Source organism: Gemelliphila sp. 1F1 (genome assembly GCF_056897515.1).
Genome location: NZ_JBXHBE010000003.1, coordinates 79,579 through 105,306, shown reverse-complemented (window position 1 = coordinate 105,306; position 25,728 = coordinate 79,579). Strand labels below are relative to the sequence as shown.

Below are 25,728 nucleotides of genomic sequence, written 5' to 3'. Positions count from 1 at the left end.
GGTATTTTTTTATAAAATAAAAAACCTCTGTTTACTAATAAACAGAGGTTTTAGTTCTAAAAAGCTTCTCTATAATTATAATGAAATGCTAGTTTAGGTGTTGCTTTCTTCTTGTCAATAGTATCAATAGTTTCGTATTGTTTTCCTGTTATGTCTTGACGAGTACCTATAGAAAAGTATCCTAGATTGTTTATTTGTTCTTCGTAAAATGAACTTAGAGAATGTTTACCTGTTGTTTTTCCGATAGATATAGCTTCTTTAACGAATCCTACTAATGGAATAACATTATCGTTGCTAACTTTATAATGGACAGACTTTCCGTCTTTAGTTAATTGATTTACAACTTGTTCTACTTTTCTAAGATTTCTATTAAAAATATTTCCTTTTACTTTAGGTGCATTAAATGTTACAGATTTTTTAACAAAATCATATCCTTTTTGAACTGCATAGCTATGCGCACGAAGTGATAAATATCCTCCTAGCGAGTGTCCTGTGATATATAAATTTTTTCTGTTAGGATCTAAGCTCAGTGAATCTATTAAATTTTCTACTGATGTTGCTTGTTTTGGATTTGCTCCTGCAAACAAGGCTAAATCATCATCCATATCACTTATTCCGTTCGTTCCTGCTATGGCTAGGACATTTATATTTGATTCGATATTTGGGTTTTTACTTCTTGTTTCGAATATAACTGCATCAAATCCATTGTTGTAATGATAAGTTTTTTTGACTTTCCAAAAAGGTGATAGCTCTGTATGAATCATATTAATTATATTTTTATACTTTGTATTATCTTTTATCTTATTATTTTCATCTAATATTTCTTTTATATAATCATCTTTTAGATAAGATAACCACGAAAACATTAATGCATCTCTGTCGGAAAAATTCCAAGATTTTGCTTCGTTTTCTTTTTCTTCTGAATCGATAATTCCGTCTCCGTCTGTGTCTGTATTGTTATTTATCGTTAAATTATCTTTTGGAGAATATTCGTTAGTCTCTTCTTTATTGTTATTACCGTTATCTTCGTTAGGTATTTTATTTTCTGTTTCATCACCAGAAATTTTTGTTACGGTAGTATTTTCTTTTATTTTAGTAGTTTCTACTAATAAGTCATCTTTATTTTCTATTTTTGTATTTGATTGTATACTACTTGTTTCGTTATTTAATTGTTGTATATTTTCAGTTTTGTTTGCAAAAGTACTTAATGAATTTAATGGTGTAACTAGCATTGTTAATAATAATGCTGTTATAAATTTTTTCTTTTTCATGTTGCCTCCTATAATAAAAAATATAAAATAATTATATAGTCAAAAAGAAAATTAGTCAACTAAAAAATGCGCTAATCTGTTTTTTAAATTATATAGAAATTATATAAGATAAATGATATTATTAATATAGCTCAAAATTAGGAGGATAAAATGGTTAAACAATTAAAAGCGGTAATTTTTGATTATGATGGTACGATTATAGATACAGAAAAACTGTATTTTGAAGTTATGTCTGATTTAGTAAAAAAATATACAGGAAAAGAACTAGAGAAGTTAGGGTATATACATAATGTTTCTGGTACTAGTGTGGAAAAATGTAGAGAATATATTATGTTTACATATAATATAGAAGAAAAAGTTTATAATGAACTAGAAAAAGAAGTAGGGTTTGAAATGTTTAGCGGTGTTAGAAAAGCCGAAGTTCTTCCTTATATAGAAGAAACTTTTGCATTTTTGAAGGATAATGGAATCAAAATAGGGGTAGCTTCGAACGGAACTTTGGAACATATAATAGAAGGTTTGAAAAAATATGACTTATACAACTATGTTGATGATATAGTTACTAAATATGATGTAGAAAGAGGGAAACCTTATCCAGATATATATTTAGCATCTGCTGAGAGATTAGGAGTTGATATTGAGGACTGTATAGCTGTTGAAGATTCTAAACCTGGAGCAATGGCTGCAGCAAGTTCAGGAGCTTATTTGATATTACAGACTAATTATATAACTAAACATTTCGATTTTTCAGATGTAAAATATGATATGAGAGATTGCAATTTGCTTGAGGAAATAAGAAAATTTTTATAGGAGAATTTAAGTGTGTATATTGTAAAAAGCAAATTAAAAAATGGTTTCGATGTAACTGTTCAAAGTGAGAATAGTGAATATTTAATAAAAATGAACGAATCAGGTTTTGATGGACCTATGGACGTTTTTGCTTCAGCATTTTCTAGTTGTATTTTAATGTGTGTAAAAGGATATTTCTTTAGAAAATATGGACTAAATGATTTAGAGGCTACTATAGAACTCGATGTTGACTACGAAAATAGAAAATATATAGCAAAAATAGCAGTTGATTACCCAGAATTTTCAGAAGAGGATGAAGAAGGAGTTTTGGCAAATATAAAGGAGCGTTGTAAAATTTCTCATTTGATGGCAGAAGACATAGAAAGAATTTATATAATAGAAAAGAAAATTAACTAACTCGTAAAGAGTTAGTTTTTTTAGTGTATGTCATTTGCAAAAATAACGTACATAAAAAAGGAAAACATATTCAATAAATTTTTTCAAAAAAAGGTTGCAATATCATATTTAACAATGTATAATAATAATGTTGGTCTTTACCAAAGACTTGCGTTGAAGCGAAAGGTTACTGACACGCCCGGCCGCTTTGCCATGGCATGCGTGCTGGAGAACTTTCGTGGAGAAGTCACTGCATGACGGTGGCGAATACAATTATAGGAGGAGAAATGATGGCAAAACAAAAAATACGTATCCGTTTAAAAGGATATGATCACAGATTAGTAGACCAAAGTGCAGAGAAAATTGTTGAAACTGCTAAACGTTCTGGAGCAAAAGTTTCTGGGCCTATCCCATTACCAACAGAAAAAACAGTTTATACAATTTTACGTTCAGTTCACGTGTACAAAGATAGTCGTGAGCAATTCGAACAACGTACTCACAAACGTCTAATCGACATTGTAGAACCAACACAAAAAACAGTTGATGCTTTAATTAGCTTAAACTTACCATCAGGTGTTGACATCGAATTAAAATTATAATATTTAGGAGGTGACTTTCGATGACCAAAGGTATCTTAGGAAGAAAAGTAGGTATGACTCAAATTTTTGCTGAAAATGGAGAATTAATTCCAGTAACAGTAATTGAAGCAAAAGGGAATGTCGTATTACAAAAGAAAACAGAAGAAGTTGAAGGATACAATGCAATCCAATTAGGATTTGATGATAAACGTCCTTACGACAAAGAGCGTAAAGATCGTTTAGTAAAAGTAGCTAACAAACCTGAGCAAGGACATGCTGATAAAGCAAATACTGCTCCAAAAAGATTTGTTCGTGAAATAAGAGACGCTGAAGTAGCGAATTATGAAGTGGGTCAAGAAGTCCAAGTTGATATATTTGCAACAGGAGACTTAGTTGACGTAACAGGAGTAAGTAAAGGTAAAGGATTCCAAGGGGCAATCAAACGCCATGGACAAAGTCGTGGACCAATGGCTCACGGTTCTCGTTACCACCGTCGTCCTGGGTCAATGGGACCTGTAGCACCTAACCGTGTATTCAAAGGTAAAGCATTACCAGGTCAAATGGGAGGAGTTACAGTTACTACACAAAACCTTGAAGTAGTTGGTGTAGATGTAGAGACTGGTGTTATCTTAATTAAAGGATGTATTCCAGGATCTAAAAAAAGCTTCGTAAAAATCCAATCAGCAGTTAAATCTGGTAAATAAGAAATATACGGAAGGAGGAAAATTAGCACATGACACAATTAGAATTATTTAAACAAGACGGTACTAAAGTTGGTGTAGTAGAAGCTAATGATGCAGTTTTTGGAATTGAACCAAATCAACACGTTTTATTCCAAGCAGTAACATTACAAAGAGCTTCTTTACGTCAAGGTACACATAAAACTAAAGGACGTTCTGAAGTATCAGGTGGTGGTCGTAAGCCATGGCGTCAAAAAGGAACAGGTCGTGCTCGTCAAGGGTCAATCCGTTCACCACAATGGCGTGGAGGAGGAGTTGCGATGGGAACTACACCTCGTGACTACAGCTTCAAAATGCCAAGAAAAATGCGTCGTTTAGCATTACGTTCTGCTTTATCTTCTAAAGTAGCGGCTAGCGAAGTATTTGCATTAGAAACTTTAACGTTTGACACAATTAAAACTAAAAACTTTAAAGAAATGCTTAACAATTTAAATATTGACAAAAAAGTATTGTTTGTAGTATCAGAATATGAAGAAAATACTTTAATGTCAGGAAGAAATATTCCAGGAGTTACAATTATTGAATCAACTGGATTAAATGTATTAGACATCTTAGGACACAATAAAGTTGTATTCACTAAAGATGCAGTAGAAAAAGTTGGGGAGGTATTAGCATAATGGAAGCACGCGATATTATCAAACGCCCTGTTTTGACTGAAAAATCATATCTATTAATGCAAGAAAATAAATATACTTTCTTAGTAGATACAAGAGCTCATAAAACACAAATCAAACAAGCTATCGAAGAAATCTTCGGAGTTAAAGTTGAAAAAGTTAACGTTATGAACTATAAAGCAAAATTCCGTCGTGTAGGAAGACACGCAGGATATACTAACAAAAGACGTAAAGCTATCGTTAAGTTAGCAGAAGGACAAACAATAGAAGGTTTATTCGCATAGAATAGACAAGTACCATTAAGGAGGATAAATGACAAATGGCTATTAAAGTATATAAAGCTATTACTAATGGGCGTCGTAATATGACATCATTAGATTTCGCAGAAATTACTGCGACAAAACCAGAAAAGTCATTATTAGCACCGCTGCCGAAAAAAGCGGGAAGAAATAATCAAGGTAAAATTACTGTTCGTCACAATGGTGGAGGACATAAAAAACAATACCGTATTATAGATTTCAAGAGAAATAAAGATAATGTACCAGCAAAAGTTGCTACAATAGAATACGATCCAAATCGTTCTGCAAATATCGCTCTATTACATTATGTAGATGGAGAGAAAAGATATATAATTGCACCTAAAGAATTAAAAGTTGGACAAGAAGTAATATCAGGAACTGAAGTAGATATTAAAGTTGGTAATGCTTTACCACTTGCGAACATACCGGTAGGTACTCTAATCCACAATATCGAATTAAAACCAGGTAAAGGTGGACAATTAGTACGTTCTGCAGGAGCTAGTGCACAAGTATTAGGTAAAGAAGGTAAATACGTATTAGTTCGTTTGAAATCAGGAGAAGTTAGAATGATTTTGGCAACTTGCCGTGCAACAATCGGAGAAGTTGGTAACGAACAACACGGACTAGTTAATATCGGTAAAGCCGGTAGAACTCGTTGGTTAGGTAAAAGACCTACAGTACGTGGATCTGTTATGAACCCTAACGACCACCCACACGGTGGAGGGGAAGGACGTACTTCAATCGGACGTAAATCACCAATGTCACCTTGGGGTAAACCTACACTTGGTAAGAAAACACGTTCTAAAAAAGCTCGTTCAAACAAATTCATCGTACGTGCTCGTAATAAATAGGAAAATAGCTAGGTTTGGTAGGGAGCAGATGCTCTTTACCAAAAATCCAGCATATAGTATTCGAAAGGAGATAACAAAATGGCTCGTAGCTTAAAAAAAGGACCATTCGCTGATCACCACTTATTAGCAAAAGTTGAAAAAATGAGTGGGCAAGAGAAAAAACAAGTAATTAAAACTTGGTCACGTCGTTCAACAATATTCCCGACATTTATCGGATTAACTTTTGCTGTATATGACGGAAGAAAACACGTACCAGTATACGTAACTGAAGATATGGTAGGACACAAACTTGGAGAGTTTGCGCCAACAAGAACATATAAAGGTCACGTAGCAGACGATAAAAAAACTAGAAGAAGATAATTATAAGAAATTTAAGGAGGCACACTCATGGAGTCAAAAGCAATCGCTAAGACTGTCCGCATAGCACCTCGTAAAGTAAGATTAGTATTAGACTTAGTACGTGGGAAAAAAGTGGGCGAAGCATTAGGAATTTTAGAATTCACACCTAGAGCAGCTTCATTACCAGTAGCTAAAGTAATCAAATCAGCTGCTGCAAATGCTGAACATAACTATGGAATGAATGTAGAAGACTTAGTAGTATCACAAGCTTTTGCAAATGAAGGACCAACTCTTAAGAGATTCCGTCCTCGTGCAAAAGGATCTGCAAGTGCAATAAACAAAAGAACAAGTCATATCACTATAGTATTAAGTGATAATAAATAATAAATTTAAGAAAAAAGCTAAACCAATAAAGGAGGCAAAACTGTGGGTCAAAAAGTACATCCAATAGGATTACGTGTTGGAATCATTCGTGATTGGGATTCAAAATGGTATGCAGAAAAAGATTTCGCTGCTAATTTACACGAAGATTTTAGAATACGTGAATTCATCAGTAAACAATTAAAAGACGCTTCAGTTTCTAAAGTAGAAATTGAAAGATTTGATAAAAAAGTAAATATCTCAGTACACACTGGAAAACCAGGAATGGTTATTGGTAAAGGTGGTTCTGAAATAGATAAATTAAGATTAGCATTAAACAAATTAACAGGAAAAAGAGTACACATCAATGTTGTGGAAGTTAAAAAAGTTGATTTAGATGCAAAACTAGTTGCAGAGGGAATCGCTCGTCAATTAGAAGCTCGTGTATCATTCCGTCGTGCTCAAAAACAAGCTATCCAAAGAGCTATGAGAGCAGGAGCTAAAGGAATTAAAACTCAAGTATCAGGACGTTTAGGAGGAGCAGATATGGCTCGTGCTGAACATTATTCAGAAGGATCAGTACCTCTACATACACTACGTGCAGATATTGATTATGCTCACGAAGAAGCTGATACAACTTATGGTAAACTTGGAGTTAAAGTTTGGATTAACCGTGGTGAAGTATTACCAACTAAAAAATCTGAAAAAGGAGGTAACTAATTATGTTAATGCCTAAACGCGTAAAATATCGTCGTCAACATAGACAATCAACAAAAGGTAAAGCAAAAGGTGGAACAGTAGTAGATTTCGGAGAATACGGATTACAAGCTACAACAGCATCAAGAGTTACTTCTCGTCAAATTGAATCAGCACGTATTGCTATGACTCGTTATATGAAACGTGGTGGTAAAGTTTGGATAAAAATCTTCCCTCATATGCCATATACTAAAAAACCTCTAGAAGTTCGTATGGGTTCTGGTAAAGGTGCAGTTGAAGGATGGGTTGCAATTGTTAAACCAGGTAGAGTGATGTTTGAAGTTGCAGGAGTTAGTGAAGAAGTTGCTCGTGAAGCTCTAAGACTTGCATCTCACAAATTACCTGTTAAATGTAAATTTGTGAAACGTGAAGAAACAGGTGGTGAAGCATAATGAAAACAAGAGAATTCAAATCTATGATTAGAGAATTAACTTCACAAGAGTTAGAAACAAAAATCAAAGAATTAAAAGAAGAGCTTTTCAACTTACGCTTCCAATTGGCTACTGGTCAATTAGAAAATACAGCTCGTATTAGTCAAGTTAGAAAATCAATCGCTCGTATGAAAACTGTTATTCGCGAAAGAGAATTAGCGAATAAATAAAATAGGAGGCAACTATGACTGAAAGAAATGATAGAAAAGTTTACGTTGGTAAAGTTGTATCTACAAAAATGGATAAAACAATAACAGTTTTAGTAGAAACATACAAAAAACACCCTCTATATGGGAAACGCGTAAAATATTCGAAAAAATTTAAAGCACATGATGAAAATAATGTAGCAAAAATTAATGATATCGTTAAAATAATGGAAACTCGTCCATTATCTGCAACAAAAAACTTCCGCTTAGTAGAAGTAGTAGAAGAAGCAGTAATTATCTAAGAAAAGTATTAATATACTGTAAGAAGGAGGCAAAAAGCGCATGATTCAACAAGAAACACGCTTAAAAGTAGCTGATAACTCAGGAGCAAAAGAAGTTTTAACAATTAAAGTTCTTGGTGGTTCAGGACGTAAAATCGCTAATATAGGTGATGTAATTGTATGTTCTGTTAAAAAAGCAACACCGGGTGGAGTTGTTAAAAAAGGTGATGTAGTTAAAGCTGTAATAGTTCGTACAAAAACAGGAGCTCGTCGTAACGACGGTTCTTACATAAAATTTGATGAAAATGCTTGTGTAATTATCCGTGATGATAAGAGTCCACGTGGTACACGTATTTTTGGTCCAGTTGCTCGTGAATTAAGAGATGGCAACTATATGAAAATTGTATCACTAGCTCCAGAAGTATTATAATCAGTTAAAAGTACAATAAAGAAGGAGGCTAACAAGACATGTTCATTAAAAAAGGTGATAAAGTAGTAGTAATTACCGGAAAAGACAAAGGTAAAGTAGGAATTGTAAAAGAAGCTTTACCGAAGAAAGATCGTGTAGTTGTTGAAGGTGTAAACATTGTTAAAAAGCATACAAAATCAAGTCAAGCAGCACCTCAAGGTGGAAGAGTTGAATTTGAAGCACCGATACATGTATCGAATGTAATGTTACAAGACCCTGAAACTGGGAAACCAACAAGAGTAGGTTTTGAAACAAGAGACGGTAAAAAAGTACGTATATCTAAAAAATCAGGAAAAGAAATATAATTAATAGTTAAGAAAGGAGGCACTATATTTAGATGGCTCGTTTAGAAGAAAAATTTAAAACAGAGATAACAAAAGAATTAATGACAAAATTCGGATACACAAGTGTAATGCAAGTACCGAAAATTGAAAAAATAGTAATTAATATGGGTGTAGGTGATGCAGTTCAAAACTCAAAAAACCTAGATAACGCAGTTGCAGAATTAACTTTAATTTCTGGACAAAAACCATTAATTACTAGAGCTAAAAAATCAATAGCAACATACAGATTACGTGAAGGAATGCCTATCGGGGCTAAAGTTACTTTGCGTGGAGAAAGAATGTATGAATTCTTTGATAAATTAGTAACAGTTGCACTTCCACGTGTTCGTGACTTCCACGGTGTGTCTAAAAAAGCATTTGACGGACGTGGTAACTATACACTAGGTGTTAAAGAACAATTAATTTTCCCAGAGATTGACTATGATAAAGTAAGTAAAGTTCGTGGTATGGACATCGTAGTTGTAACTACAGCTAACACAGACGAAGAAGCTCGTGAGTTATTAACACTTTGTGGAATGCCGTTTGCAAAATAATAATAGAGAGGTAGTACAATGGCTAAAAAATCAATGGTACAGCGTGAACTAAAACGCCAAAGATTAGTTGAAAAATATGCAGCTAAAAGAGAAGAATTAAAAGCTAAAGGTGATTACATCGGATTAAGCAAACTTCCAAAAAATTCAGCACCAGCAAGACTACGTAATCGTTGTAGTATTACTGGACGTCCACACGGATACATTGGAAAATTCGGAATTAGTCGTATTAAATTCCGTGAGTTAGCTTATAAAGGGCAAATACCTGGAGTTAAAAAATCAAGTTGGTAAGATAAAAGAAAGAAAGGGGGATTTTTCCTAATGACAATGACAGATCCTATCGCAGATTTGCTTACTCGTATTCGTAATGCCAATATGGTAAAACACGAATCACTAGAAGTACCAGCATCAAACATAAAAAAAGAAATCGTAGAAATTTTAAAAGCAGAAGGTTTCATTAAAGATGTAGAATATATCGAAGATAATAAACAAGGAATTATCAAAATCTTCCTTAAATACTCAAAAGGTGAAAGAGTTATTAAGGGAATTAAGAGAATTTCAAAACCTGGTCTACGTGTATATGCTAAAGCAGATGAATTGCCAAGAGTATTAAACGGATTAGGAATAGCAATAGTATCAACTTCTAACGGAGTTGTAACTGACAAAGTTGCTCGTAAAAACAATACAGGTGGAGAAGTATTAGCTTACATCTGGTAATAATAAAAGGAGGAGCCCATTAAATGTCTCGTATAGGTAATAAAGTTATTACAGTACCTGCAGGTGTAGATGTTAAGTTGGATAATAACTTAGCTGTAGTAAAAGGACCTAAAGGTGAATTAACAAAACAATTTGACGCAGAACTAACATTTAACGTTGAAGGAAACGAAATTACAGTAGTACGCCCAAGTGATTCGAAAAGACACCGTACAATCCACGGAACAACTCGTGCATTGTTAGCTAATATGATTGAAGGGGTATCAACTGGATTTAAAAAAGAATTAGAATTAATCGGGGTTGGATACCGTGCACAAAAACAAGGTTCTAAATTAGTATTAAGCGTTGGATATTCTCATCCAGTAGAATTTGAAGAAACAGAAGGTGTTAAACTTGCTGTTGAAGGAAATACTAAAGTTAGTATCGAAGGTATTGACAAAGAAGTTGTAGGACAATATGCAGCAAAAGTTCGTGCAGTACGTCCACCAGAACCATATAAAGGTAAAGGTATTCGCTATGTAGGTGAATATGTACGCCGTAAAGAAGGAAAAACTGGTAAATAATAACAAGTAAGAAAGGAGTGTTATACTTATGATTACGAAGCTTGATAAAAATAAAGTTCGTAAAAAAAGACACGCAAGAGTACGTGTAAAAGTAGAAGGAACTAGCGAAGTACCACGCTTAAATGTATTTCGTTCAAACAAATACATATATGCACAAATAATTGATGATTCAAAATCTGTAACATTAGCAGCGGCATCATCAGCAAAATTATCAGAAGTATCTAAGTCAAGTGTTGCAGCAGCAACAGAAGTTGGAAAACTTATAGCTGAAGCAGCAAAAGAAAAAGGAATTACAAAAGTTGTTTTCGACCGTGGAGGATATTTATATCACGGACGTGTAAAAGCATTAGCTGATGCAGCACGTGAAAATGGACTAGTATTCTAACAAGGAGGGAAATAGATAAGATGCGCCAAGAAGAAATCAAAAAAGAATTTGAAGAACGTGTAGTTGCCATTCGTCGTGTAACTAAAGTTGTAAAAGGTGGACGTCGTTTCCGTTTCTCTGCTTTAGTAGTAGTAGGTGACAAAAATGGTCGTGTAGGTTTTGGAACTGGTAAAGCTCAAGAAGTACCAGATGCAATCAAAAAAGCAGTTGAAGCAGCTAAACATAATCTAATTAACGTACCAATTGTTAACGGAACAACTCCACATGAAATCACTGGACAATTTGGAGCAGGATCTGTGTTAATCAAGCCAGCTGCACCAGGTACAGGGGTTATCGCAGGTGGACCAGTACGTGCCGTATTAGAATTAGCGGGAATTTCTAACATTCTTTCTAAATCATTAGGATCAAACACACCTATAAATATGGTTCGTGCAACAATCGAAGGATTAACTAGATTACAAACAGTAGAACACGTAGCAGCTTTACGTGGTAAATCTGTAGAAGAATTATTAGGATAAGAGGGAGGATTAGAATATGACATTAAAAGTAACCCTAACTCGTAGTACGATAGGTCGTCCAGAAAAACAAAGAAAAGTAGTTCAAGCGTTAGGTTTAAGAAAAATGCACCAAACAGTAGAACACAAAGATAATGCTGCAATTCGCGGTATGATAAACAAAGTATCACACTTAGTAACAGTAGAAGAAAAATAGAAACAAGGAGGTGCTAGTCTAAATGAAATTACATGAATTAAAACCAGTTGAAGGTTCTAGAAAAGAGCGCAATAGAGTAGGGCGTGGTATAGGATCAGGAAACGGGAAAACAAGTGGTCGTGGACATAAAGGACAAAAAGCACGTAGCGGTGGAGGAGTTCGTCCAGGATTTGAAGGAGGACAAAATCCACTATTTAGACGTATTCCAAAGCGTGGATTTAACAACGTGAACAGAAAAGATTACGCTCTTGTGAATCTATCAGATTTAAACAAATTTGAAGATGGTTCAGTAGTAACACCAGCAGCTTTATTAGAAGCAAAAGTTATCAAAAAAGAGCTTTCAGGTGTAAAAGTTTTAGCTACTGGTAAGTTAGAGAAAAAGCTTACAGTTCAGGCTCATAAATTTTCAGCATCAGCTAAAGAAGCTATTGAAGCAGCTGGAGGAAATTGCGAGGTGCTATAATGTTAAGTGCCTTTGCTAATTTATTTAAAGTAAAAGAAACTCGTAACAAAATATTATTTACATTTTTTATAGTAGCTTTGTTTCGAGTTGGATCTTATTTGCCAATACCAGGTGTAAATGCTCAAGTATTGAAAGCGCAGGATGCATCAGGATTATTCGGAATATTTAATACATTTGCGGGGGGAGCGTTACAACAATTTTCTGTATTTGCTATGGGAATAATGCCTTACATTACAGCATCAATTGTAATTCAACTTATGCAAATGGATGTTATTCCTACATTAACTGAGTGGTCAAAACAAGGTGAAGTAGGACAAAAGAAAATACAAAGAGTTACTAGAATACTAGCTATAGTATTAGCATTTATTCAATCTATAGTTATGTCCTATGGATTTAATAATGCTTATCAAGGTCTTATAAAAGACACTTCTGTACTAGGATTTGTAACTATTGCAATAGTACTTACAGCAGGAACAGCATTATTACTTTGGATGGGGGATTTAATCAGTCAATACGGAGTAGGAAATGGAGTTTCTATTATAATATTAGCTGGTATTATAGCAAGACTTCCTGAAGGATTTATTCAAGTTTATAAATCTCAAATACAAGGTGCCGAGAATATGACATTAGCAATTTTGAAAATTGCAATTATAGTACTAATAGTACTAGCTATAATAATGAGTGTAGTTTATGTGCAAGAAGCCTTGCGTAAAATACCTATTCAATATTCTCAAGCTAGAGCAGGAAGAAAAATGTTGGGAGCTAGATCAACATTTTTACCATTAAAAGTTAATGGTGCAGGAGTTATACCTGTTATTTTTGCAGTAGCGTTCTTACAACTACCTAGAACTATAGCAATATTTTGGAAGAATGATACAGTCCAAAAAGTTGCTGGTTATTTAGATTTTAGTCATTGGATTGGAATGACGTTGTATGTTACTTTAATTATTGCTTTTGCATATTTCTATGTAATGGTACAAGTTAATCCAGAAAAAATGTCAGATAATCTAAGAAAACAAGGAAGTTTTATTCCAGGTATTCGACCAGGTAAAGAAACGCAAAACTACATTACAAAAGTTTTATATAGATTAACTTTTGTAGGATCAATATTTTTAGCGGCGATTGCAGTTCTTCCAACAATGTTCGCAAATATGGCTAAATTACCAGCATCTGTCCAAATAGGTGGAACTAGTTTGATAATTGTTGTCAGTGTAGCGCTAGAAACAGTTAAACAACTTAATACACAATTAACAGAAAGACATTACACAGGATTTATGAAAGTGAGAAGTCATAGGAGGTAATTATGAACATTATATTAATGGGTCTGCCCGGAGCAGGAAAAGGAACACAAGCAGAACAAATCAAAGCTAACTATCCATTACCACATATTTCAACAGGAGATATGTTCAGAGCTGCAATAAAAAATGAGACTCCACTAGGATTAGAAGCTAAAAGTTATATGGATAAAGGTGAGTTAGTACCCGATAGTGTAACGATTGGTCTAGTGGAAGAAAGATTAAATCAAGAAGACGCAAAAGAAGGCTTTTTACTTGATGGTTTTCCTAGAACAGTAGAACAAGCTGTAGCCCTTGATGAAATTTTGGCAAAAACAAATAGAAGAATAGAAAAAGTTATAAACATAGATGTAGACAAAGATATTTTGCTTCCTCGTCTGACTGGAAGAAGAATTTGTAAATCATGTGGATCAACTTATCACTTAGTATTTAATCCAACTAAAGTGGACGGAATTTGTGATAATTGTCAAGGTGAATTATATCAAAGAAGTGATGATAATGAAGAAACAGTTGCAAATAGATTGGAAGTTAATTTAAAACAAACGCAACCTCTTTTAGATTTTTATAGTAAAAAAGAAGATGTAGTTGAAAATATTAACGGTGATCAAGATATTAAAGTTGTTTTTTCTGACATCAAGAAAGTATTAGATACACTTAAATAATCAGGGAGGAACAATATGGCAAAAGATGTCATTGAAGTAGAAGGTTTAGTAGTAGAAAACTTGCCTAATGCAATGTTTAAAGTAGAATTAGAAAACGGTCATATTATTTTAGCTCATGTTTCTGGGAAAATTAGAATGAATTATATAAGAATTTTACCAGGGGACAAAGTTACAGTTGAAATGAGTCCATATGACCTAACAAAAGGTAGAATAACTTATAGATTCAAGTAAGTTATAATCTCAAGGAGGAAATAACGATGAAAGTAAGACCATCAGTTAAAAAAATGTGTGACAAATGTAAAGTAATTCGTCGTGGTGGTAAAGTATTAGTGATTTGCGAAAATGCAAAACATAAACAAAAACAAGGATAATTAGGAGGTGCAAAATTAATGGCACGTATCGCAGGTGTTGATATACCTCGTGAAAAACGAGTAGTAATATCATTAACATATGTATATGGTATAGGGTTAAAAACTTCTCAAAAAATATTAAAAGAAGCAGGAGTTTCTGAAGATATAAGAGTAAAAGATTTATCAGGTGAGCAACTAGATAAAATTCGTGAAGCAGTAGATAATTATAAAACAGAAGGTGACTTACGTAGAGAAGTATCATTAAACATTAAACGTTTAATGGAAATCGGATGTTACAGAGGAATTCGTCACCGTCGTGGACTTCCAGTACGTGGACAAAACACTAAAAACAATGCTCGTACTAGAAAAGGTCCTAAGAAAACAGTAGCGAACAAGAAAAAATAGTTAGAATAGGAGGAGAACAAACACTATGGCTCGTAAACAACAATCACGTAAACGTCGTGTGAAAAAAAATATACAAAGTGGAGTAGCACACATTCGTTCAACATTTAACAACTCAATAGTAACAATTACAGATGAGCACGGTAATGCAGTAGCATGGTCAAGTGCAGGAGCACTAGGAATAAAAGGATCTAGAAAATCAACTCCATTCGCGGCACAAATGGCAAGTGAAGCAGCAGCAAAAAAAGCTATGGAACATGGAATGAAATATGTAGACGTAACAGTTAAAGGTCCAGGTTCAGGACGTGAGGCTGCTATTCGTGCATTACAATCAGCAGGATTAGAAGTAACATCAATTAAAGATGTAACACCAGTTCCTCATAACGGTTGCCGTCCACCTAAACGTCGTCGTGTATAGTATCAACATAGACAAATTTAGAGGAGGTTTAACATAATGTTAGCAATAGAAAAACCAAAAATACAAATCGTAGAATTATCAACAGATGAAAAATTCGGTCGCTTTGTTGTAGAACCATTAGAACGTGGTTACGGTACTACATTAGGTAATTCATTGAGAAGAATGTTAATCTCATCATTACCAGGTGCAGCAGCAAGATGTATAGACATTACCGGTGTACAACATGAATTTTCAGCAGTAAGCGGAGTAGTAGAAGACGTTACAGAAATTATAATGAACGTTAAAAACATTGCTTTCCAATTGTACTCTGATGAAGAAAAAATTGTTTCAATAAATGTCAAAGGACCAAAAGTTGTTACAGCTGCAGATATAGTATATGATTCAGATGTTGAAATATTCAACAAAGATCAACATATCGCAACAGTAGCAGAAGGTGGTAACTTTGAAATGTTAATCTATGTAGGTAAAGGTCGTGGATTTGTTCCAGCAGATGGAAACAAAAAACAAGAGCTACCTATTGGAGTAATACCTATAGATTCAATTTATACACCAGTTGAGCATGTGAACTATACAGTTGAAAAAACTAGAGTAGGACAAAGTACAGACTTTGATAAACTTACTATAGAAGTAAGCACAAATGGAACTATAAAAGCTCAAGATGCTTTAGGATTAGCTTCAAAAATATTAATTTCTCATTTAGAATTATTTATGGAAATGTCAGAAGAAGCAGTAAATGCAAGTGTCTTAGTTGCAAAAGAAGAAGATATTGTTGGGCAAACATTAGAACTGACAATAGAAGAATTAGATCTTTCAGTGCGTAGTTACAATTGCTTAAAACGTGCAGGAATAAATACTGTAAATGAATTAGCAAATAAAACAGAAGCTGAAATGATTAAAGTACGTAATTTAGGAAGAAAATCACTAGAAGAAGTACGATTGAAATTAAAAGATTTAAACTTAGGATTTAAAGAAGATTAGTAAGGAGGAACACTAATGGGTTACAGAAAATTAGGACGTACATCAGCTCACCGTAAAGCTATGTTAAGAAACTTAGTTACAGCTCTTATTGTACACGGAAGAATTGAAACTACAGTTACAAGAGCAAAAGAAGTTCGTTCATTAACAGAAAAAATGATAACATTTGGTAAAAAAGGTGATTTAGCAGCAAGACGTAACGCAGCTAAATTTATGCAACCAGTAGCAGTAGCTACAGCTGATGGTAATAGCCAATTAGCACTTAAAAAATTATTTGAAGAAGTTGCACCAAAGTATGCTGATCGTAACGGTGGATATACTCGTATTTTACGTGTAGGACCACGTCGTGGAGATGGAGCAGAAACTGCAATTATAGAATTAGTTTAATATAAAATAAAATTTTTCATACAACAAATAACATACTACATACACACAACAAAATACAACACATACAACAACAATTTATTTAAACTAACTTGTTGGTCAAAAGAGTGCTTGAAATGCGTAAATATAATTTACGACGTCTAGCTCTAATAAGTATCCTATCCTTACTGGAGGTTAGGATACACTTTTGTCCCACAAAAAATTATCATGATAGGCGAACACACTTTGCAAAAAGGGTGTTTTTATTTTAGATTAATTTATTTTAGGAGAATTATGTTTATATTATTAGAATTTATTATTTTATTGTCTTTATTATATATTATAGGAAAACTAATTTATAAAAGAAATAACGAGAAAAAATTAACTTTTATTAAAGTTATATTGAATTTCTTCCTTATTATAGTAACTAATGCCATAATAATATCTTTATTTCTAGGAAGTATTTTTAGTATAATGTTACTATTTTCATCAGATGATGAATCTTTATCTATTAGAGAAAAATTTCCAACAGTACAATTCCTTCTCATCTTGTTAATAGTAATTATTTCCGTGGCAATATTACAATTTATACTTAGAAAAAAATTTTTAAAGAAATTTACTTTTCTTCAGCTAGATGTTGAAGAATATGAAATTTGCGAATACTATATTCAATGGGTAACTATTTATGTAGTAGTATATCAATTTTTATTTGATGGTATTTCATCAATATTTAAAATATTGCCAGAACTTAATTTAGATCATTCTTATATGTTTTCTGTTATATTATCTCCAAACAATATAAATTTAGTAATACAACCTTTATTAATATCTACGTGGATATTAGTTGTTATGGAAAAAATAAAATTACGAACAAAACTTGAGGAGAACAAATAAATTTTAAAATTGTAAGAAAATATACTATATATAAATTAATTATTAAGAAGCAGCTTTAACTCTGCTTCTTTTATTTTTTAACGAATAGTGATTAGTATTGATTGTAAATTTTTTATATGTTATCTTATATATAAAGATGCGTACAAAAAATTGTATATAAGAGGGTGTATTATGAAAAATATATATGAATTACTAATATCATTACTTCCATTTATCATCTTTTTGACAATAATAGTATTATTTATATTTTTGAAAATAAAAGATGATAAATAATTTTTATATAAATAAGAGGTTAAATTAATACTTTATCGTGTTGGTCATACCTTAACTCATATAAATAATTCTTAAAAATGTTTAACTTATTTTTTATTTTAAGATATTACTTTTATTTAAAAGTTGCAATAATAAGCATATTAGTATATAATTAGTATATCAATAAATAATATGTCTATAACAATTTGTAATATAAGTTTTAAGTTTTTTAAGTGATTTGCATTTATTCTATTTATTATCTTTGAACAACTGTGCTGTAAATTTTATTATTGATAATAGATAGAAAGGAGAATTTTTCTAATGCAACAAGGAACAGTAAAATGGTTCAATGAAGAAAAAGGATTTGGCTTTATCGCTGTTGAAGGTGGAAATGATGTTTTCGTTCACTTTACAGCTATCGAAAAAGAAGGGTTTAAAACTCTAAAAGAAGGCGAAAAAGTTGAATTTGAAATTGAGAATGGTGATCGTGGACCACAAGCTTCAAAAGTAAGAGCACTTTAATAAAAAATCTCTACTAATATAATTAGTAGAGATTTTTTATTTTGTAAAATATTAAAAGGGAAGGTAATATTTTGTTTTATAGCATAGTATGCAGAACCTATGTATAAAATATAATTAATAGTAAAAAAGTAATAATATACAATTATTTGATTATACAATTATAATTTGATAAAATTTAGTTACGTAGTAAGTTAGTTAGAAGGAAACAAAATTAATGAATCATGAGTACTTTATGGGAATAGCTCTTGAAGAAGCAAAAAAAGCGTATAGAAAAGGTGAAGTACCGATAGGAGCAGTGTTAGTAGTTGATGGTAAAATTATAGCTAAAGCTCATAATCTTCGTGAAATAGAACAACAAGCGCTAAATCATGCAGAAATCTTAGTTATTAAAGAAGCATGTGAAAAGATAGGATTTTGGCGTTTGGATAATAGTTTTTTATATTCTACTGTAGAACCTTGTGTGATGTGTAGTGGTGCAATTATTCAAGCTCGTGTTGAAAATGTTATTTATGGAGCTAGCGATAATAAGAATGGGTGTTGTGGAAGCAAAATAAATTTAGTGGCTAGCGACCTTTTTAATCATAATGCTAACATCATCTCAGGAGTTTTAGCTGATGAATGTAGCTTATTAATGAGTAATTTTTTTAAAGAGTTAAGAAAGAATAAAAAATAGTAATGAAGATAGAAAATGTTATAAAAAAATTTAATAATAGAGTAGTTTATCGTTGTCCAAAATGTTCTAATAATATGTATATAACTGAAAATAGTTTGAAATGTACATTAAATCATACTTATGATTTTTCAAAAAAAGGATATGTACATTTGATTAATAATTACAGAAATAGTAAGTATAATTTTTCTTTGTTTGAGGCTAGAGATTTTATTTTTTCTAGAGGGTTTTATAATCATATATATCTTGAAATAAAAAATATTTTAAAAAAGTATAAGTTTAACAATTTAGTAGATATAGGTTGTGGTGAAGGATATTATATAAGGAGACTAAAAGAGGATTTTGATAATAGCTATTTATATGGCTTAGATAATAGTAAAGATGCAATAGAAACAGCTATAAAAAAAGACAAGAAAAATCCTTATATGCTAGCAAATTTGTCTAATATTCCTTTTACGGATAATAGCATTGATGTAATTTTAAATATTTTGACGCCTGCTAACTATAAAGAATTTATAAGAATTGCTAACCAAAATGGCTTAATAATAAAGATAATACCTACTCAAAATTACTTAAGAGAAATTAGAGAACAATTTTATGAAGATGAATATAGTAACAACGAAACTATAACTTTGTTGGAAGAATATTGTAAAGTTTTGGATAAAAAAATAGTTTCAGAAACTTTTGATATAAATTTTGAAGTAGCTAAAAATTTTTTGGAAATGACGCCACTTACTTTCTCGAAACAAATAAAGTTAGAGGATATTAACAATTTGAAACAAATAACTGTTGAATTGGAAATTATATTAGCTAAAGTTATAAAATAAAGGAGGTAATAACTATGTATATTGCCTATAATGACAATGGAGAAGTATGTAATGCTATTGAGGATAACAATTTAAAAGGAGGGGAATATAGTTGTCCTTTATGCAAAAGTAAAGTGATTTATAAAAAAGGGAGGAAAATACAATCGCACTTTGCTCATTCTAAAAATGATAATTGTAAGATTACTACTTATAAAAAGGAAAGCAAGGAGCACTTAGAAGTAAAGAAAATTTTGTATCAACATTTCAAAGATAAGTATAATGAGGTTCAAGTAGAATATATTTTTAGGATAAATGATAGTTTGCAAATAGCGGACGTTTACTTAGTCGACAAAAATATAGCTTTTGAGTATCAGCGCTCAGTTATTCCATATGAATCTATAAAACAAAGAACGTTAGGGTACGAAAAAGCAGCAATAACATTAGTATGGCTAATAGACGTTAATAAATTTGTTAAAGAATTAAGAAAAGATAATGATATTGTATATATTAGATATGCACCTTTTGTCGATAATTTTTTGAACTATCACAAAGGGTGTATTTTTTTCTATGGTTATGATTATGAAAATAATTCTATAGTTTTTTATCAATTATGGTCCTACAATCTCAAAAAAAGAAATGCAATATGTAAAAAAACTACTTGTAAATTATCAGATTTTGATTTTCCTTTTAGTTTCAAATTTTCGAGAGAAGATTTGCTAGCAAAAATTTATCAACAAGATGTTGAAAATTATATTTATGTTCAATTAAAATATGATAAAACAGTTAAAAATAAATTGTTAGGGATGTTTTATAATCAAAGAATAGAGTTAACTAATATACCGAGGGTTCTGGGTACAAATTTTAATGAGCAGTTATTATTTCATACACCATTATTAATTTGGCAATTAGAGATGTATAGACTTTATAATCTAGGAAAATCTTATGGAGAAATTTTTTGTAAATTAGGTAATTATATTAAGTTTAATAGTAGCATTTATATAAATAATAGAACAAAAAGTCAAGCATTAGAAAGAGTAATAAAAGAGTATTACAAAGTGTTATCAACTACATAGGGGGTAAATTTATGGATAAAGATCTTTTGAAAGATAAAGTTTTGACAGATAAAGAGAAGATAATTTTGTTATCTTTAGTAGCTATAGATAATATTACTACCTTAAAAATTCATAAAGCACTTGAAAAAATAGAGTGTTTGGAAGATTTGGAAAATATAACTATAAAGGAATTTGTTAATTATTTTGGAAAAAGTAGTGCTGAAAGTTTTGCTAAGTTTCAGTACAATATGACGTTTAATTATGATAAATATTTTGAATTTTATGATGTAGATTATATTTTTTTTGATAGTGAGTATTATCCACAGGAGTTTTTCAGATTGTATGATTATCCTTTTGTTTTATTTTATAGAGGGAATAGAGATTTATTTTTGTTCAAAAGAAAAATATCGATAGTAGGTACTAGAAATCATACTAAATATTCTGAAAGAGCATTAGATGTCATAGTACCTTTTTTATTAGAAAATCATTTTGTTATAGTAAGTGGTATAGCTATGGGTGTTGATGGTCTAGCTCATCAAAAAACTATTAGAAGTAGAGGATATACGATAGGAGTAATAGCACACGGGCATAATACTGTATATCCTGAAGGAAATAAATATTTATATGATATTATGAAGAGAAACCATTTAATAGTATCTGAGTATTTTCCAACTGCTAAAATAAGAAAATATAGATTTTTGGAGCGTAATAGACTTGTTGCTGGTTTCAGTTCAGCATTACTAGTTACTGAAGCGGGAATTAAAAGTGGCACATCACGTACTATTGATTATGCATTAGACATAGGTATATCTGTTATGTGCCTTCCAGGTAGATTTGGTGATAAGATGAGTATATCATTAAATGAGTACATAAAAATGGGTGCGACTATGATTAATAGATTACAAGATTTTAAAACAGAATTAAATTTTTAACCTTGTATATTATTAACTTAGATACAAAATTCATACTAATAATAATTTAATTAATTGATATTTCATATTAATAGAGAAATCATATTTAACTATATGGTTTCTTTTTTAGTGTTTGTTAATTATTTCACAGATTATTATAGTTTTGTAATAAAAAAGAAATAATATAGATACTTGTTTGAAAAGATATTCTGTTATAATTCTTATAGTCAAGGAGTGAGATTATGTTATTTGATACACATGCGCACTTAAATGATGATGCTTTTAAAGATGATTTAGAAGAAACTATACAAAGAGCAAAAGATAACGGAGTTAAACTTATTAACGTTGTAGGTTTTGATGATAAAAGCATAGATAGTGCGATAGAAATTGCATCTAAATATGATGAAATTTATTTAACTGTAGGTTGGCATCCAGTAGAAGCTATTGACTTTACAGATGAAAAATATGAAATGATAAAAAATATAGCACTTAATAACGATAAAGTAGTAGCTATAGGTGAAATAGGACTTGATTACTACTGGGATAAAAGTCCACAAGATATTCAAAAACAAGTATTTCGAAGAATGATAACATTGGCAAAAGAAGTGAATAAGCCAATAGTTATACATTGTAGAGAAGCAATGGGAGATGTTTTGGACATACTAAAAGAAGAAAACGCTAAAGAAATAGGTGGTATTATGCATAGTTTCTCAGGATCTGTTGAAAGTATGAAAATAGCATTAAAAGAAAACTTTTATATTTCCTTGGCCGGTCCAGTTACTTACAAAAATGCTAAACAACCTAAAGAGGTTGCAAAGGCTTGTCCTTTGGAGAGATTATTAGTAGAAACTGATTGTCCGTATCTACCACCTGTACCATTTCGAGGCAAAAGAAATGAAACGGGATATGTAAAATACGTTGCACAAGAAATAGCTGATTTAAGAGAAATGAGTTATGAAGAATTAACACAAGCAACTTACAAAAATGCTTGTAAATTATTTAAAATATAAATTAGGAGAGAGAAATGTCGAAATTTAAAAAAATAGTGGTAGCACTATCAGTTACAACAGTTTTATCATCAGGAGCTTATATTGCTAATGAAGAATATAATAAAGTAGCTTTAGCAATCCATTTAGATGATAATACTATAGGAGTAAAAGTTAAGAAAGGAACTGTTAGTGATATATTATCATCACAAGGAATAGAATTAGGAAGTTATGATAGAGTAGAACCTTCAGCTAATACACAAATTACAAAAGGTGAAACTATAAGAGTATATAGAGCGCGAGATATTGTTATTAAAGATGGCGATAAAGTAGAAACTAGTAAAACTACTTATAAAAAAGTTGAAGATATATTAGCAGAATTAAATATTAAATTAGGTGAAAATGATAAAGTTACACCTGATTTATCATCAGAAGTAGGATTTGTTGATACTATAACTATTACTAGAGTGGATAAAATTCAAGAAGTTACAAAAGAAACTATAGCCTTTGAAACTATAGAAGAGAAAGATGATAATATGTTCGTAGGAGAAAAAGCGATAGTAACAGAAGGTAAAGACGGAGAAAAAGAAATTACAAAAGAAACTGTTAAAGAGAATGGAAATATTGTTTCAGAAGAGATAATCTCAGAAAAAGTAATTTCTGAACCAGTAAAAGAAGTAGTTAAAGTGGGAACAAAAGCACGTTCAGCAGCTACTGCAACTAGTGTTTCTCCAGTAGCTCAACAATATGCTTCTTCTGGAGGAACAGTAGTATTATCTAATGGTAATACTGCAGGGGAAATTGGATCTTATGCAGCACAACAAATGCAAGCAAGAACAGGAGTCTCTGCATCAACTTGGGAATATATAATTGCTCGTGAATCTAATGGGCAAGTTAATGCACGAAATGCTTCTGGCGCATCAGGACTATTCCAAACAATGCCAGGTTGGGGATCTACTGCTACGGTAGAAGATCAAATTAATGCAGCAGTTAAAGCATACAATAGCCAAGGACTTAGAGCTTGGGGAGTCTAAAAATAAAATAATTAATGAAAATTATCTATAAATAATATATTTTTAACAAATAATTATCTATAGATGATTTTTCATTTTAAATGTAGAGGTATTATTTATGATTAAAGAATGTACTATTGAAGATTTAGAACAATTAAAATCTATAAGTGAAAAAACTTTTGTAGAGACATTTGAAAAAGATAATTCAAAGGAAAATTTATTGGAATATATAAACAAAAATATAACTTTAGAAAATTTAAGGGAGCAGTTATTGAAGCTAGATAGTTTTTTCTATTTTATAACTCATAATAACGATATAGCAGGTTTTTTGAAATTAAATATTAGCGCTACTCAAACTGAAAATATGGGAGAAAATTATTTAGAAGTTGAGCGTATCTATATTTTAAAAGAATATAAAGGCAATGGATTGGGGAAAAAATTAATTGAGTTTTCTCTAAGCAAAGCAAAAGAATTAGGAAAAAATAAGGTATGGTTAGGAGTTTGGGAACACAATTATCCGGCTATTAAATTTTATGAAAAATTTAATTTTAAAATAATAGACAAACATAATTTTTATATGGGTAGTGATAAGCAAACAGATTATATAATGGAAATTAATATTACAGAATAAAAAGATATGTAGACTTTAGTTTCTACATATCTTTTTTTGTAACGAAATTATTTTTTTTCTATTTTCTCCATATTTCTCATGTATGGGCGTAAAACTTCAGGTATAGTTATAGATCCATCTTCGTTTTGATAGTTTTCTATTATTGCTGCTACTGTACGTCCTACTGCTAGTCCAGATCCATTTAGAGTATGAGCAAATTCTACTTTTCCTGTATCTTTACGACGGAAGCGAATATTTGCACGACGTGCTTGGAAATCAGTACAATTAGAGCAAGAACTAATTTCTTTGTATGCATCATAACTAGGTAGCCAAACTTCTAAATCATAAGTTTTTGCACTAGAGAATCCAGTATCACCTGTACATAAAGTTATTACTCTGTATGGCAGTTGTAATTTTTTTAGAATATTTTCTGCATGAGAAGTCATAAGTTCTAATTGTTCATAAGATTCTTCTGGTTTTGCAAAACGAACAAGCTCAACTTTATTAAATTGGTGTAATCTTATAAGACCTCTTGTATCACGACCCGCACTACCAGCTTCTGATCTGAAGCAAACGCTAAATGCAGTAAGTCCTTTTGGTAAATTCTCCTCATCTAATATTTCGTTGTTATGATAATTAGTTAAAGGTACTTCAGCTGTTGGAATAAGAGTCATACCTTCTGATTCTATAGTATACACGTCTTCTAAAAATTTAGGAAATTGACCAGTACCAAAAAGAGAATTTCTATTTACAAGTTGAGGTACCATCATTTCTTCGTATCCATGCTCAGTAACGTGAGTATCAATCATAAAATTAATTAATGCTCTTTCTAATAATGCTCCAGCATTTTTGTAGAATAAAAATCTACTTCCAGCAACTTTACCAGCACGTTCAAAATCAACGATATCCAACTCTTCTACTAAATCCCAGTGTGCTTTCGGCTCAAAACCAAATTCTCTAACTTCACCTATACGACGAACTTCAATATTTTCTGTTTCATCTTCACCGATAGGAGTTTCGTCAGAAACTAGATTAGGAATGCGAGAAATAATATCGTGTAATTTTTCGTCGATTTGCTTTACTTCTAAATCTAAGTTAGCAATTTCATCAGAAACTTTTTTCATTTCATTTATAACTGCTACAGCATCTTCTTTTTTTCTTTTCAAAATTGCAATTTCTTCACTAGTTTTGTTACGAAGAGCTTTTAAATCTTCTACTTTTACTAGTAGTTCACGACGTTTTTTATCAAGTTCTAAAATTGTATCAACTACAGAATTATCATCTCCACGTTTTGCAATTTTTTCTTTTACTAATTCTGGTTGTACTCTTATTAATTTAATGTCTAACATATTTTTTTCCTCCTAATATATAAAATGTAAAATAAAAAATCCCTTACGTTTATATAAACGTAAGGGACGATGTATTTCCGTGGTTCCACCCTAATTTTGCCTAAGGCACTTTTCTTTTTACGATAAAAGTTAACGAATTTGACTGTCGTTATAGTAGAATTCTAAAAG

Annotated in this window: 41 protein-coding genes and 2 pseudogenes; 41 read left to right on the top strand and 2 right to left on the bottom strand. The window is 31.4% G+C overall.

Annotated features, from left to right (window positions below):
• Positions 1-56: 56 nt before the first annotated feature.
• Positions 57-1,271 carry a Tle-like phospholipase domain-containing protein gene (locus AC1XWJ_RS04480; RefSeq protein WP_483334693.1) on the bottom strand — a complete coding sequence of 405 codons (1,215 nt, stop codon included), beginning with the start codon at positions 1,269-1,271 and terminating at the stop codon, positions 57-59.
• A 150-nt stretch (positions 1,272-1,421) separates the two neighbouring features.
• Between AC1XWJ_RS04480 and AC1XWJ_RS04475 the strand changes: the two genes are divergently transcribed.
• The 41 genes and pseudogenes from AC1XWJ_RS04475 to AC1XWJ_RS04275 all read left to right on the top strand — a co-directional run bounded on the left by AC1XWJ_RS04475 (position 1,422) and on the right by AC1XWJ_RS04275 (position 24,232).
• A complete protein-coding gene (locus AC1XWJ_RS04475) occupies positions 1,422-2,081 on the top strand; it encodes an HAD family hydrolase (RefSeq protein ID WP_483334692.1) in 660 nt (219 codons plus the stop codon).
• A gap of 12 nt (positions 2,082-2,093) precedes the next feature.
• Positions 2,094-2,477, top strand: a complete 384-nt coding sequence (locus AC1XWJ_RS04470; RefSeq protein WP_483334691.1) for an OsmC family protein — start codon at positions 2,094-2,096, stop codon at positions 2,475-2,477.
• A 269-nt stretch (positions 2,478-2,746) separates the two neighbouring features.
• A complete protein-coding gene (rpsJ, locus tag AC1XWJ_RS04465; protein WP_483334690.1) occupies positions 2,747-3,055 on the top strand; it encodes a 30S ribosomal protein S10 in 309 nt (102 codons plus the stop codon).
• 20 nt (positions 3,056-3,075) lie between these two features.
• On the top strand, positions 3,076-3,738 hold the full coding sequence (gene rplC, locus AC1XWJ_RS04460) for a 50S ribosomal protein L3 (RefSeq protein ID WP_483334689.1): 663 nt from the start codon (positions 3,076-3,078) through the stop codon (positions 3,736-3,738).
• A gap of 29 nt (positions 3,739-3,767) precedes the next feature.
• Positions 3,768-4,391, top strand: a complete 624-nt coding sequence (gene rplD / locus AC1XWJ_RS04455) for a 50S ribosomal protein L4 (protein ID WP_483334688.1) — start codon at positions 3,768-3,770, stop codon at positions 4,389-4,391.
• Positions 4,391-4,672, top strand: a complete 282-nt coding sequence (rplW, locus tag AC1XWJ_RS04450) for a 50S ribosomal protein L23 (RefSeq protein WP_483334687.1) — start codon at positions 4,391-4,393, stop codon at positions 4,670-4,672. Before rplD ends, rplW begins: the two co-directional genes overlap by 1 nt.
• 35 nt (positions 4,673-4,707) lie before the next feature.
• Complete coding sequence (gene rplB / locus AC1XWJ_RS04445; RefSeq protein ID WP_483334686.1) at positions 4,708-5,538, top strand: 50S ribosomal protein L2; 831 nt, start codon at positions 4,708-4,710, stop codon at positions 5,536-5,538.
• A 78-nt stretch (positions 5,539-5,616) separates the two neighbouring features.
• On the top strand, positions 5,617-5,898 hold the full coding sequence (rpsS, locus tag AC1XWJ_RS04440; RefSeq protein WP_179942101.1) for a 30S ribosomal protein S19: 282 nt from the start codon (positions 5,617-5,619) through the stop codon (positions 5,896-5,898).
• A 27-nt stretch (positions 5,899-5,925) separates the two neighbouring features.
• Positions 5,926-6,261, top strand: coding sequence for a 50S ribosomal protein L22 (gene rplV / locus AC1XWJ_RS04435; protein WP_135156418.1), 336 nt, complete (start codon positions 5,926-5,928; stop codon positions 6,259-6,261).
• Between the two features lie 42 nt (positions 6,262-6,303).
• Positions 6,304-6,957, top strand: coding sequence for a 30S ribosomal protein S3 (rpsC, locus tag AC1XWJ_RS04430; RefSeq protein ID WP_483334685.1), 654 nt, complete (start codon positions 6,304-6,306; stop codon positions 6,955-6,957).
• 2 nt (positions 6,958-6,959) lie between these two features.
• The gene (gene rplP / locus AC1XWJ_RS04425; RefSeq protein ID WP_179942103.1) at positions 6,960-7,385 is read left to right on the top strand and encodes a 50S ribosomal protein L16; all 426 of its coding nucleotides are present in this window, start codon (positions 6,960-6,962) and stop codon (positions 7,383-7,385) included.
• A 23-nt stretch (positions 7,386-7,408) separates the two neighbouring features.
• A complete protein-coding gene (gene rpmC, locus AC1XWJ_RS04420) occupies positions 7,409-7,594 on the top strand; it encodes a 50S ribosomal protein L29 (protein WP_370520016.1) in 186 nt (61 codons plus the stop codon).
• A gap of 14 nt (positions 7,595-7,608) precedes the next feature.
• Positions 7,609-7,872 (top strand): 30S ribosomal protein S17, encoded by a 264-nt coding sequence (rpsQ, locus tag AC1XWJ_RS04415; protein ID WP_179941099.1) that lies wholly within the window; start codon positions 7,609-7,611, stop codon positions 7,870-7,872.
• Positions 7,873-7,912: 40 nt separating this feature from the next.
• Positions 7,913-8,281 (top strand): 50S ribosomal protein L14, encoded by a 369-nt coding sequence (gene rplN, locus AC1XWJ_RS04410; RefSeq protein WP_483334684.1) that lies wholly within the window; start codon positions 7,913-7,915, stop codon positions 8,279-8,281.
• A gap of 38 nt (positions 8,282-8,319) precedes the next feature.
• On the top strand, positions 8,320-8,625 hold the full coding sequence (rplX, locus tag AC1XWJ_RS04405; RefSeq protein WP_179942105.1) for a 50S ribosomal protein L24: 306 nt from the start codon (positions 8,320-8,322) through the stop codon (positions 8,623-8,625).
• 32 nt (positions 8,626-8,657) lie between these two features.
• Complete coding sequence (gene rplE, locus AC1XWJ_RS04400; protein WP_179942106.1) at positions 8,658-9,197, top strand: 50S ribosomal protein L5; 540 nt, start codon at positions 8,658-8,660, stop codon at positions 9,195-9,197.
• A gap of 18 nt (positions 9,198-9,215) precedes the next feature.
• Positions 9,216-9,485, top strand: coding sequence for a 30S ribosomal protein S14 (gene rpsN, locus AC1XWJ_RS04395; RefSeq protein WP_179942107.1), 270 nt, complete (start codon positions 9,216-9,218; stop codon positions 9,483-9,485).
• Between the two features lie 30 nt (positions 9,486-9,515).
• Positions 9,516-9,911: a 30S ribosomal protein S8 gene (rpsH, locus tag AC1XWJ_RS04390; protein WP_483334683.1), complete on the top strand. Its 396-nt coding sequence runs from the start codon at positions 9,516-9,518 to the stop codon at positions 9,909-9,911.
• A 23-nt stretch (positions 9,912-9,934) separates the two neighbouring features.
• Positions 9,935-10,471 carry a 50S ribosomal protein L6 gene (gene rplF, locus AC1XWJ_RS04385; protein ID WP_483334682.1) on the top strand — a complete coding sequence of 179 codons (537 nt, stop codon included), beginning with the start codon at positions 9,935-9,937 and terminating at the stop codon, positions 10,469-10,471.
• 28 nt (positions 10,472-10,499) lie between these two features.
• Complete coding sequence (gene rplR / locus AC1XWJ_RS04380; protein ID WP_483334681.1) at positions 10,500-10,856, top strand: 50S ribosomal protein L18; 357 nt, start codon at positions 10,500-10,502, stop codon at positions 10,854-10,856.
• Positions 10,857-10,876: 20 nt separating this feature from the next.
• Positions 10,877-11,374, top strand: a complete 498-nt coding sequence (gene rpsE / locus AC1XWJ_RS04375) for a 30S ribosomal protein S5 (RefSeq protein ID WP_483334680.1) — start codon at positions 10,877-10,879, stop codon at positions 11,372-11,374.
• A gap of 16 nt (positions 11,375-11,390) precedes the next feature.
• A complete protein-coding gene (gene rpmD / locus AC1XWJ_RS04370; RefSeq protein WP_179942112.1) occupies positions 11,391-11,567 on the top strand; it encodes a 50S ribosomal protein L30 in 177 nt (58 codons plus the stop codon).
• A 22-nt stretch (positions 11,568-11,589) separates the two neighbouring features.
• Entirely contained in the window at positions 11,590-12,030 is a 441-nt protein-coding gene (gene rplO, locus AC1XWJ_RS04365; RefSeq protein WP_483334679.1) for a 50S ribosomal protein L15, read from the top strand.
• On the top strand, positions 12,030-13,331 hold the full coding sequence (secY, locus tag AC1XWJ_RS04360; protein ID WP_483334678.1) for a preprotein translocase subunit SecY: 1,302 nt from the start codon (positions 12,030-12,032) through the stop codon (positions 13,329-13,331). Before rplO ends, secY begins: the two co-directional genes overlap by 1 nt.
• Positions 13,332-13,333: 2 nt before the next feature.
• The gene (locus tag AC1XWJ_RS04355; protein ID WP_483334677.1) at positions 13,334-13,987 is read left to right on the top strand and encodes an adenylate kinase; all 654 of its coding nucleotides are present in this window, start codon (positions 13,334-13,336) and stop codon (positions 13,985-13,987) included.
• Positions 13,988-14,002: 15 nt separating this feature from the next.
• Entirely contained in the window at positions 14,003-14,218 is a 216-nt protein-coding gene (gene infA, locus AC1XWJ_RS04350) for a translation initiation factor IF-1 (RefSeq protein WP_003144387.1), read from the top strand.
• Positions 14,219-14,244: 26 nt separating this feature from the next.
• Positions 14,245-14,358, top strand: coding sequence for a 50S ribosomal protein L36 (rpmJ, locus tag AC1XWJ_RS04345; protein WP_179942116.1), 114 nt, complete (start codon positions 14,245-14,247; stop codon positions 14,356-14,358).
• 18 nt (positions 14,359-14,376) lie between these two features.
• Complete coding sequence (rpsM, locus tag AC1XWJ_RS04340; protein ID WP_483334676.1) at positions 14,377-14,742, top strand: 30S ribosomal protein S13; 366 nt, start codon at positions 14,377-14,379, stop codon at positions 14,740-14,742.
• Between the two features lie 25 nt (positions 14,743-14,767).
• Positions 14,768-15,157: a 30S ribosomal protein S11 gene (rpsK, locus tag AC1XWJ_RS04335; RefSeq protein WP_483334675.1), complete on the top strand. Its 390-nt coding sequence runs from the start codon at positions 14,768-14,770 to the stop codon at positions 15,155-15,157.
• A 36-nt stretch (positions 15,158-15,193) separates the two neighbouring features.
• Positions 15,194-16,135 carry a DNA-directed RNA polymerase subunit alpha gene (locus AC1XWJ_RS04330; RefSeq protein ID WP_483334674.1) on the top strand — a complete coding sequence of 314 codons (942 nt, stop codon included), beginning with the start codon at positions 15,194-15,196 and terminating at the stop codon, positions 16,133-16,135.
• A gap of 15 nt (positions 16,136-16,150) precedes the next feature.
• Entirely contained in the window at positions 16,151-16,519 is a 369-nt protein-coding gene (gene rplQ, locus AC1XWJ_RS04325) for a 50S ribosomal protein L17 (RefSeq protein ID WP_483334673.1), read from the top strand.
• A gap of 270 nt (positions 16,520-16,789) precedes the next feature.
• Positions 16,790-17,389, top strand: coding sequence for an SA1002 family membrane protein (locus AC1XWJ_RS04320; protein ID WP_483334672.1), 600 nt, complete (start codon positions 16,790-16,792; stop codon positions 17,387-17,389).
• A 573-nt stretch (positions 17,390-17,962) separates the two neighbouring features.
• On the top strand, positions 17,963-18,163 hold the full coding sequence (locus AC1XWJ_RS04315; protein ID WP_483334671.1) for a cold-shock protein: 201 nt from the start codon (positions 17,963-17,965) through the stop codon (positions 18,161-18,163).
• A 214-nt stretch (positions 18,164-18,377) separates the two neighbouring features.
• On the top strand, positions 18,378-18,836 hold the full coding sequence (gene tadA / locus AC1XWJ_RS04310) for a tRNA adenosine(34) deaminase TadA (RefSeq protein ID WP_483334670.1): 459 nt from the start codon (positions 18,378-18,380) through the stop codon (positions 18,834-18,836).
• A gap of 2 nt (positions 18,837-18,838) precedes the next feature.
• Positions 18,839-19,660, top strand: coding sequence for a methyltransferase domain-containing protein (locus AC1XWJ_RS04305; RefSeq protein ID WP_483334669.1), 822 nt, complete (start codon positions 18,839-18,841; stop codon positions 19,658-19,660).
• 14 nt (positions 19,661-19,674) lie between these two features.
• Positions 19,675-20,712: a competence protein CoiA gene (locus AC1XWJ_RS04300; protein ID WP_483334668.1), complete on the top strand. Its 1,038-nt coding sequence runs from the start codon at positions 19,675-19,677 to the stop codon at positions 20,710-20,712.
• 11 nt (positions 20,713-20,723) lie between these two features.
• Complete coding sequence (locus AC1XWJ_RS04295; protein WP_483334667.1) at positions 20,724-21,623, top strand: DNA-processing protein DprA; 900 nt, start codon at positions 20,724-20,726, stop codon at positions 21,621-21,623.
• 221 nt (positions 21,624-21,844) lie between these two features.
• Positions 21,845-22,612 (top strand): TatD family hydrolase, encoded by a 768-nt coding sequence (locus AC1XWJ_RS04290; RefSeq protein WP_483334666.1) that lies wholly within the window; start codon positions 21,845-21,847, stop codon positions 22,610-22,612.
• Between the two features lie 14 nt (positions 22,613-22,626).
• Positions 22,627-23,274, top strand: a pseudogene (locus AC1XWJ_RS04285) (ubiquitin-like domain-containing protein); the annotation flags it as partial.
• Positions 23,275-23,355: 81 nt separating this feature from the next.
• A pseudogene (locus AC1XWJ_RS04280) lies at positions 23,356-23,622 on the top strand (transglycosylase SLT domain-containing protein); the annotation flags it as partial.
• Positions 23,623-23,719: 97 nt separating this feature from the next.
• Complete coding sequence (locus AC1XWJ_RS04275; RefSeq protein WP_483334665.1) at positions 23,720-24,232, top strand: GNAT family N-acetyltransferase; 513 nt, start codon at positions 23,720-23,722, stop codon at positions 24,230-24,232.
• A 47-nt stretch (positions 24,233-24,279) separates the two neighbouring features.
• Here the strand turns inward: AC1XWJ_RS04275 and serS are convergent, their stop codons facing one another.
• Positions 24,280-25,560, bottom strand: a complete 1,281-nt coding sequence (gene serS, locus AC1XWJ_RS04270) for a serine--tRNA ligase (protein ID WP_483334664.1) — start codon at positions 25,558-25,560, stop codon at positions 24,280-24,282.
• Between the last annotated feature and the right edge of the window lie 168 nt (positions 25,561-25,728).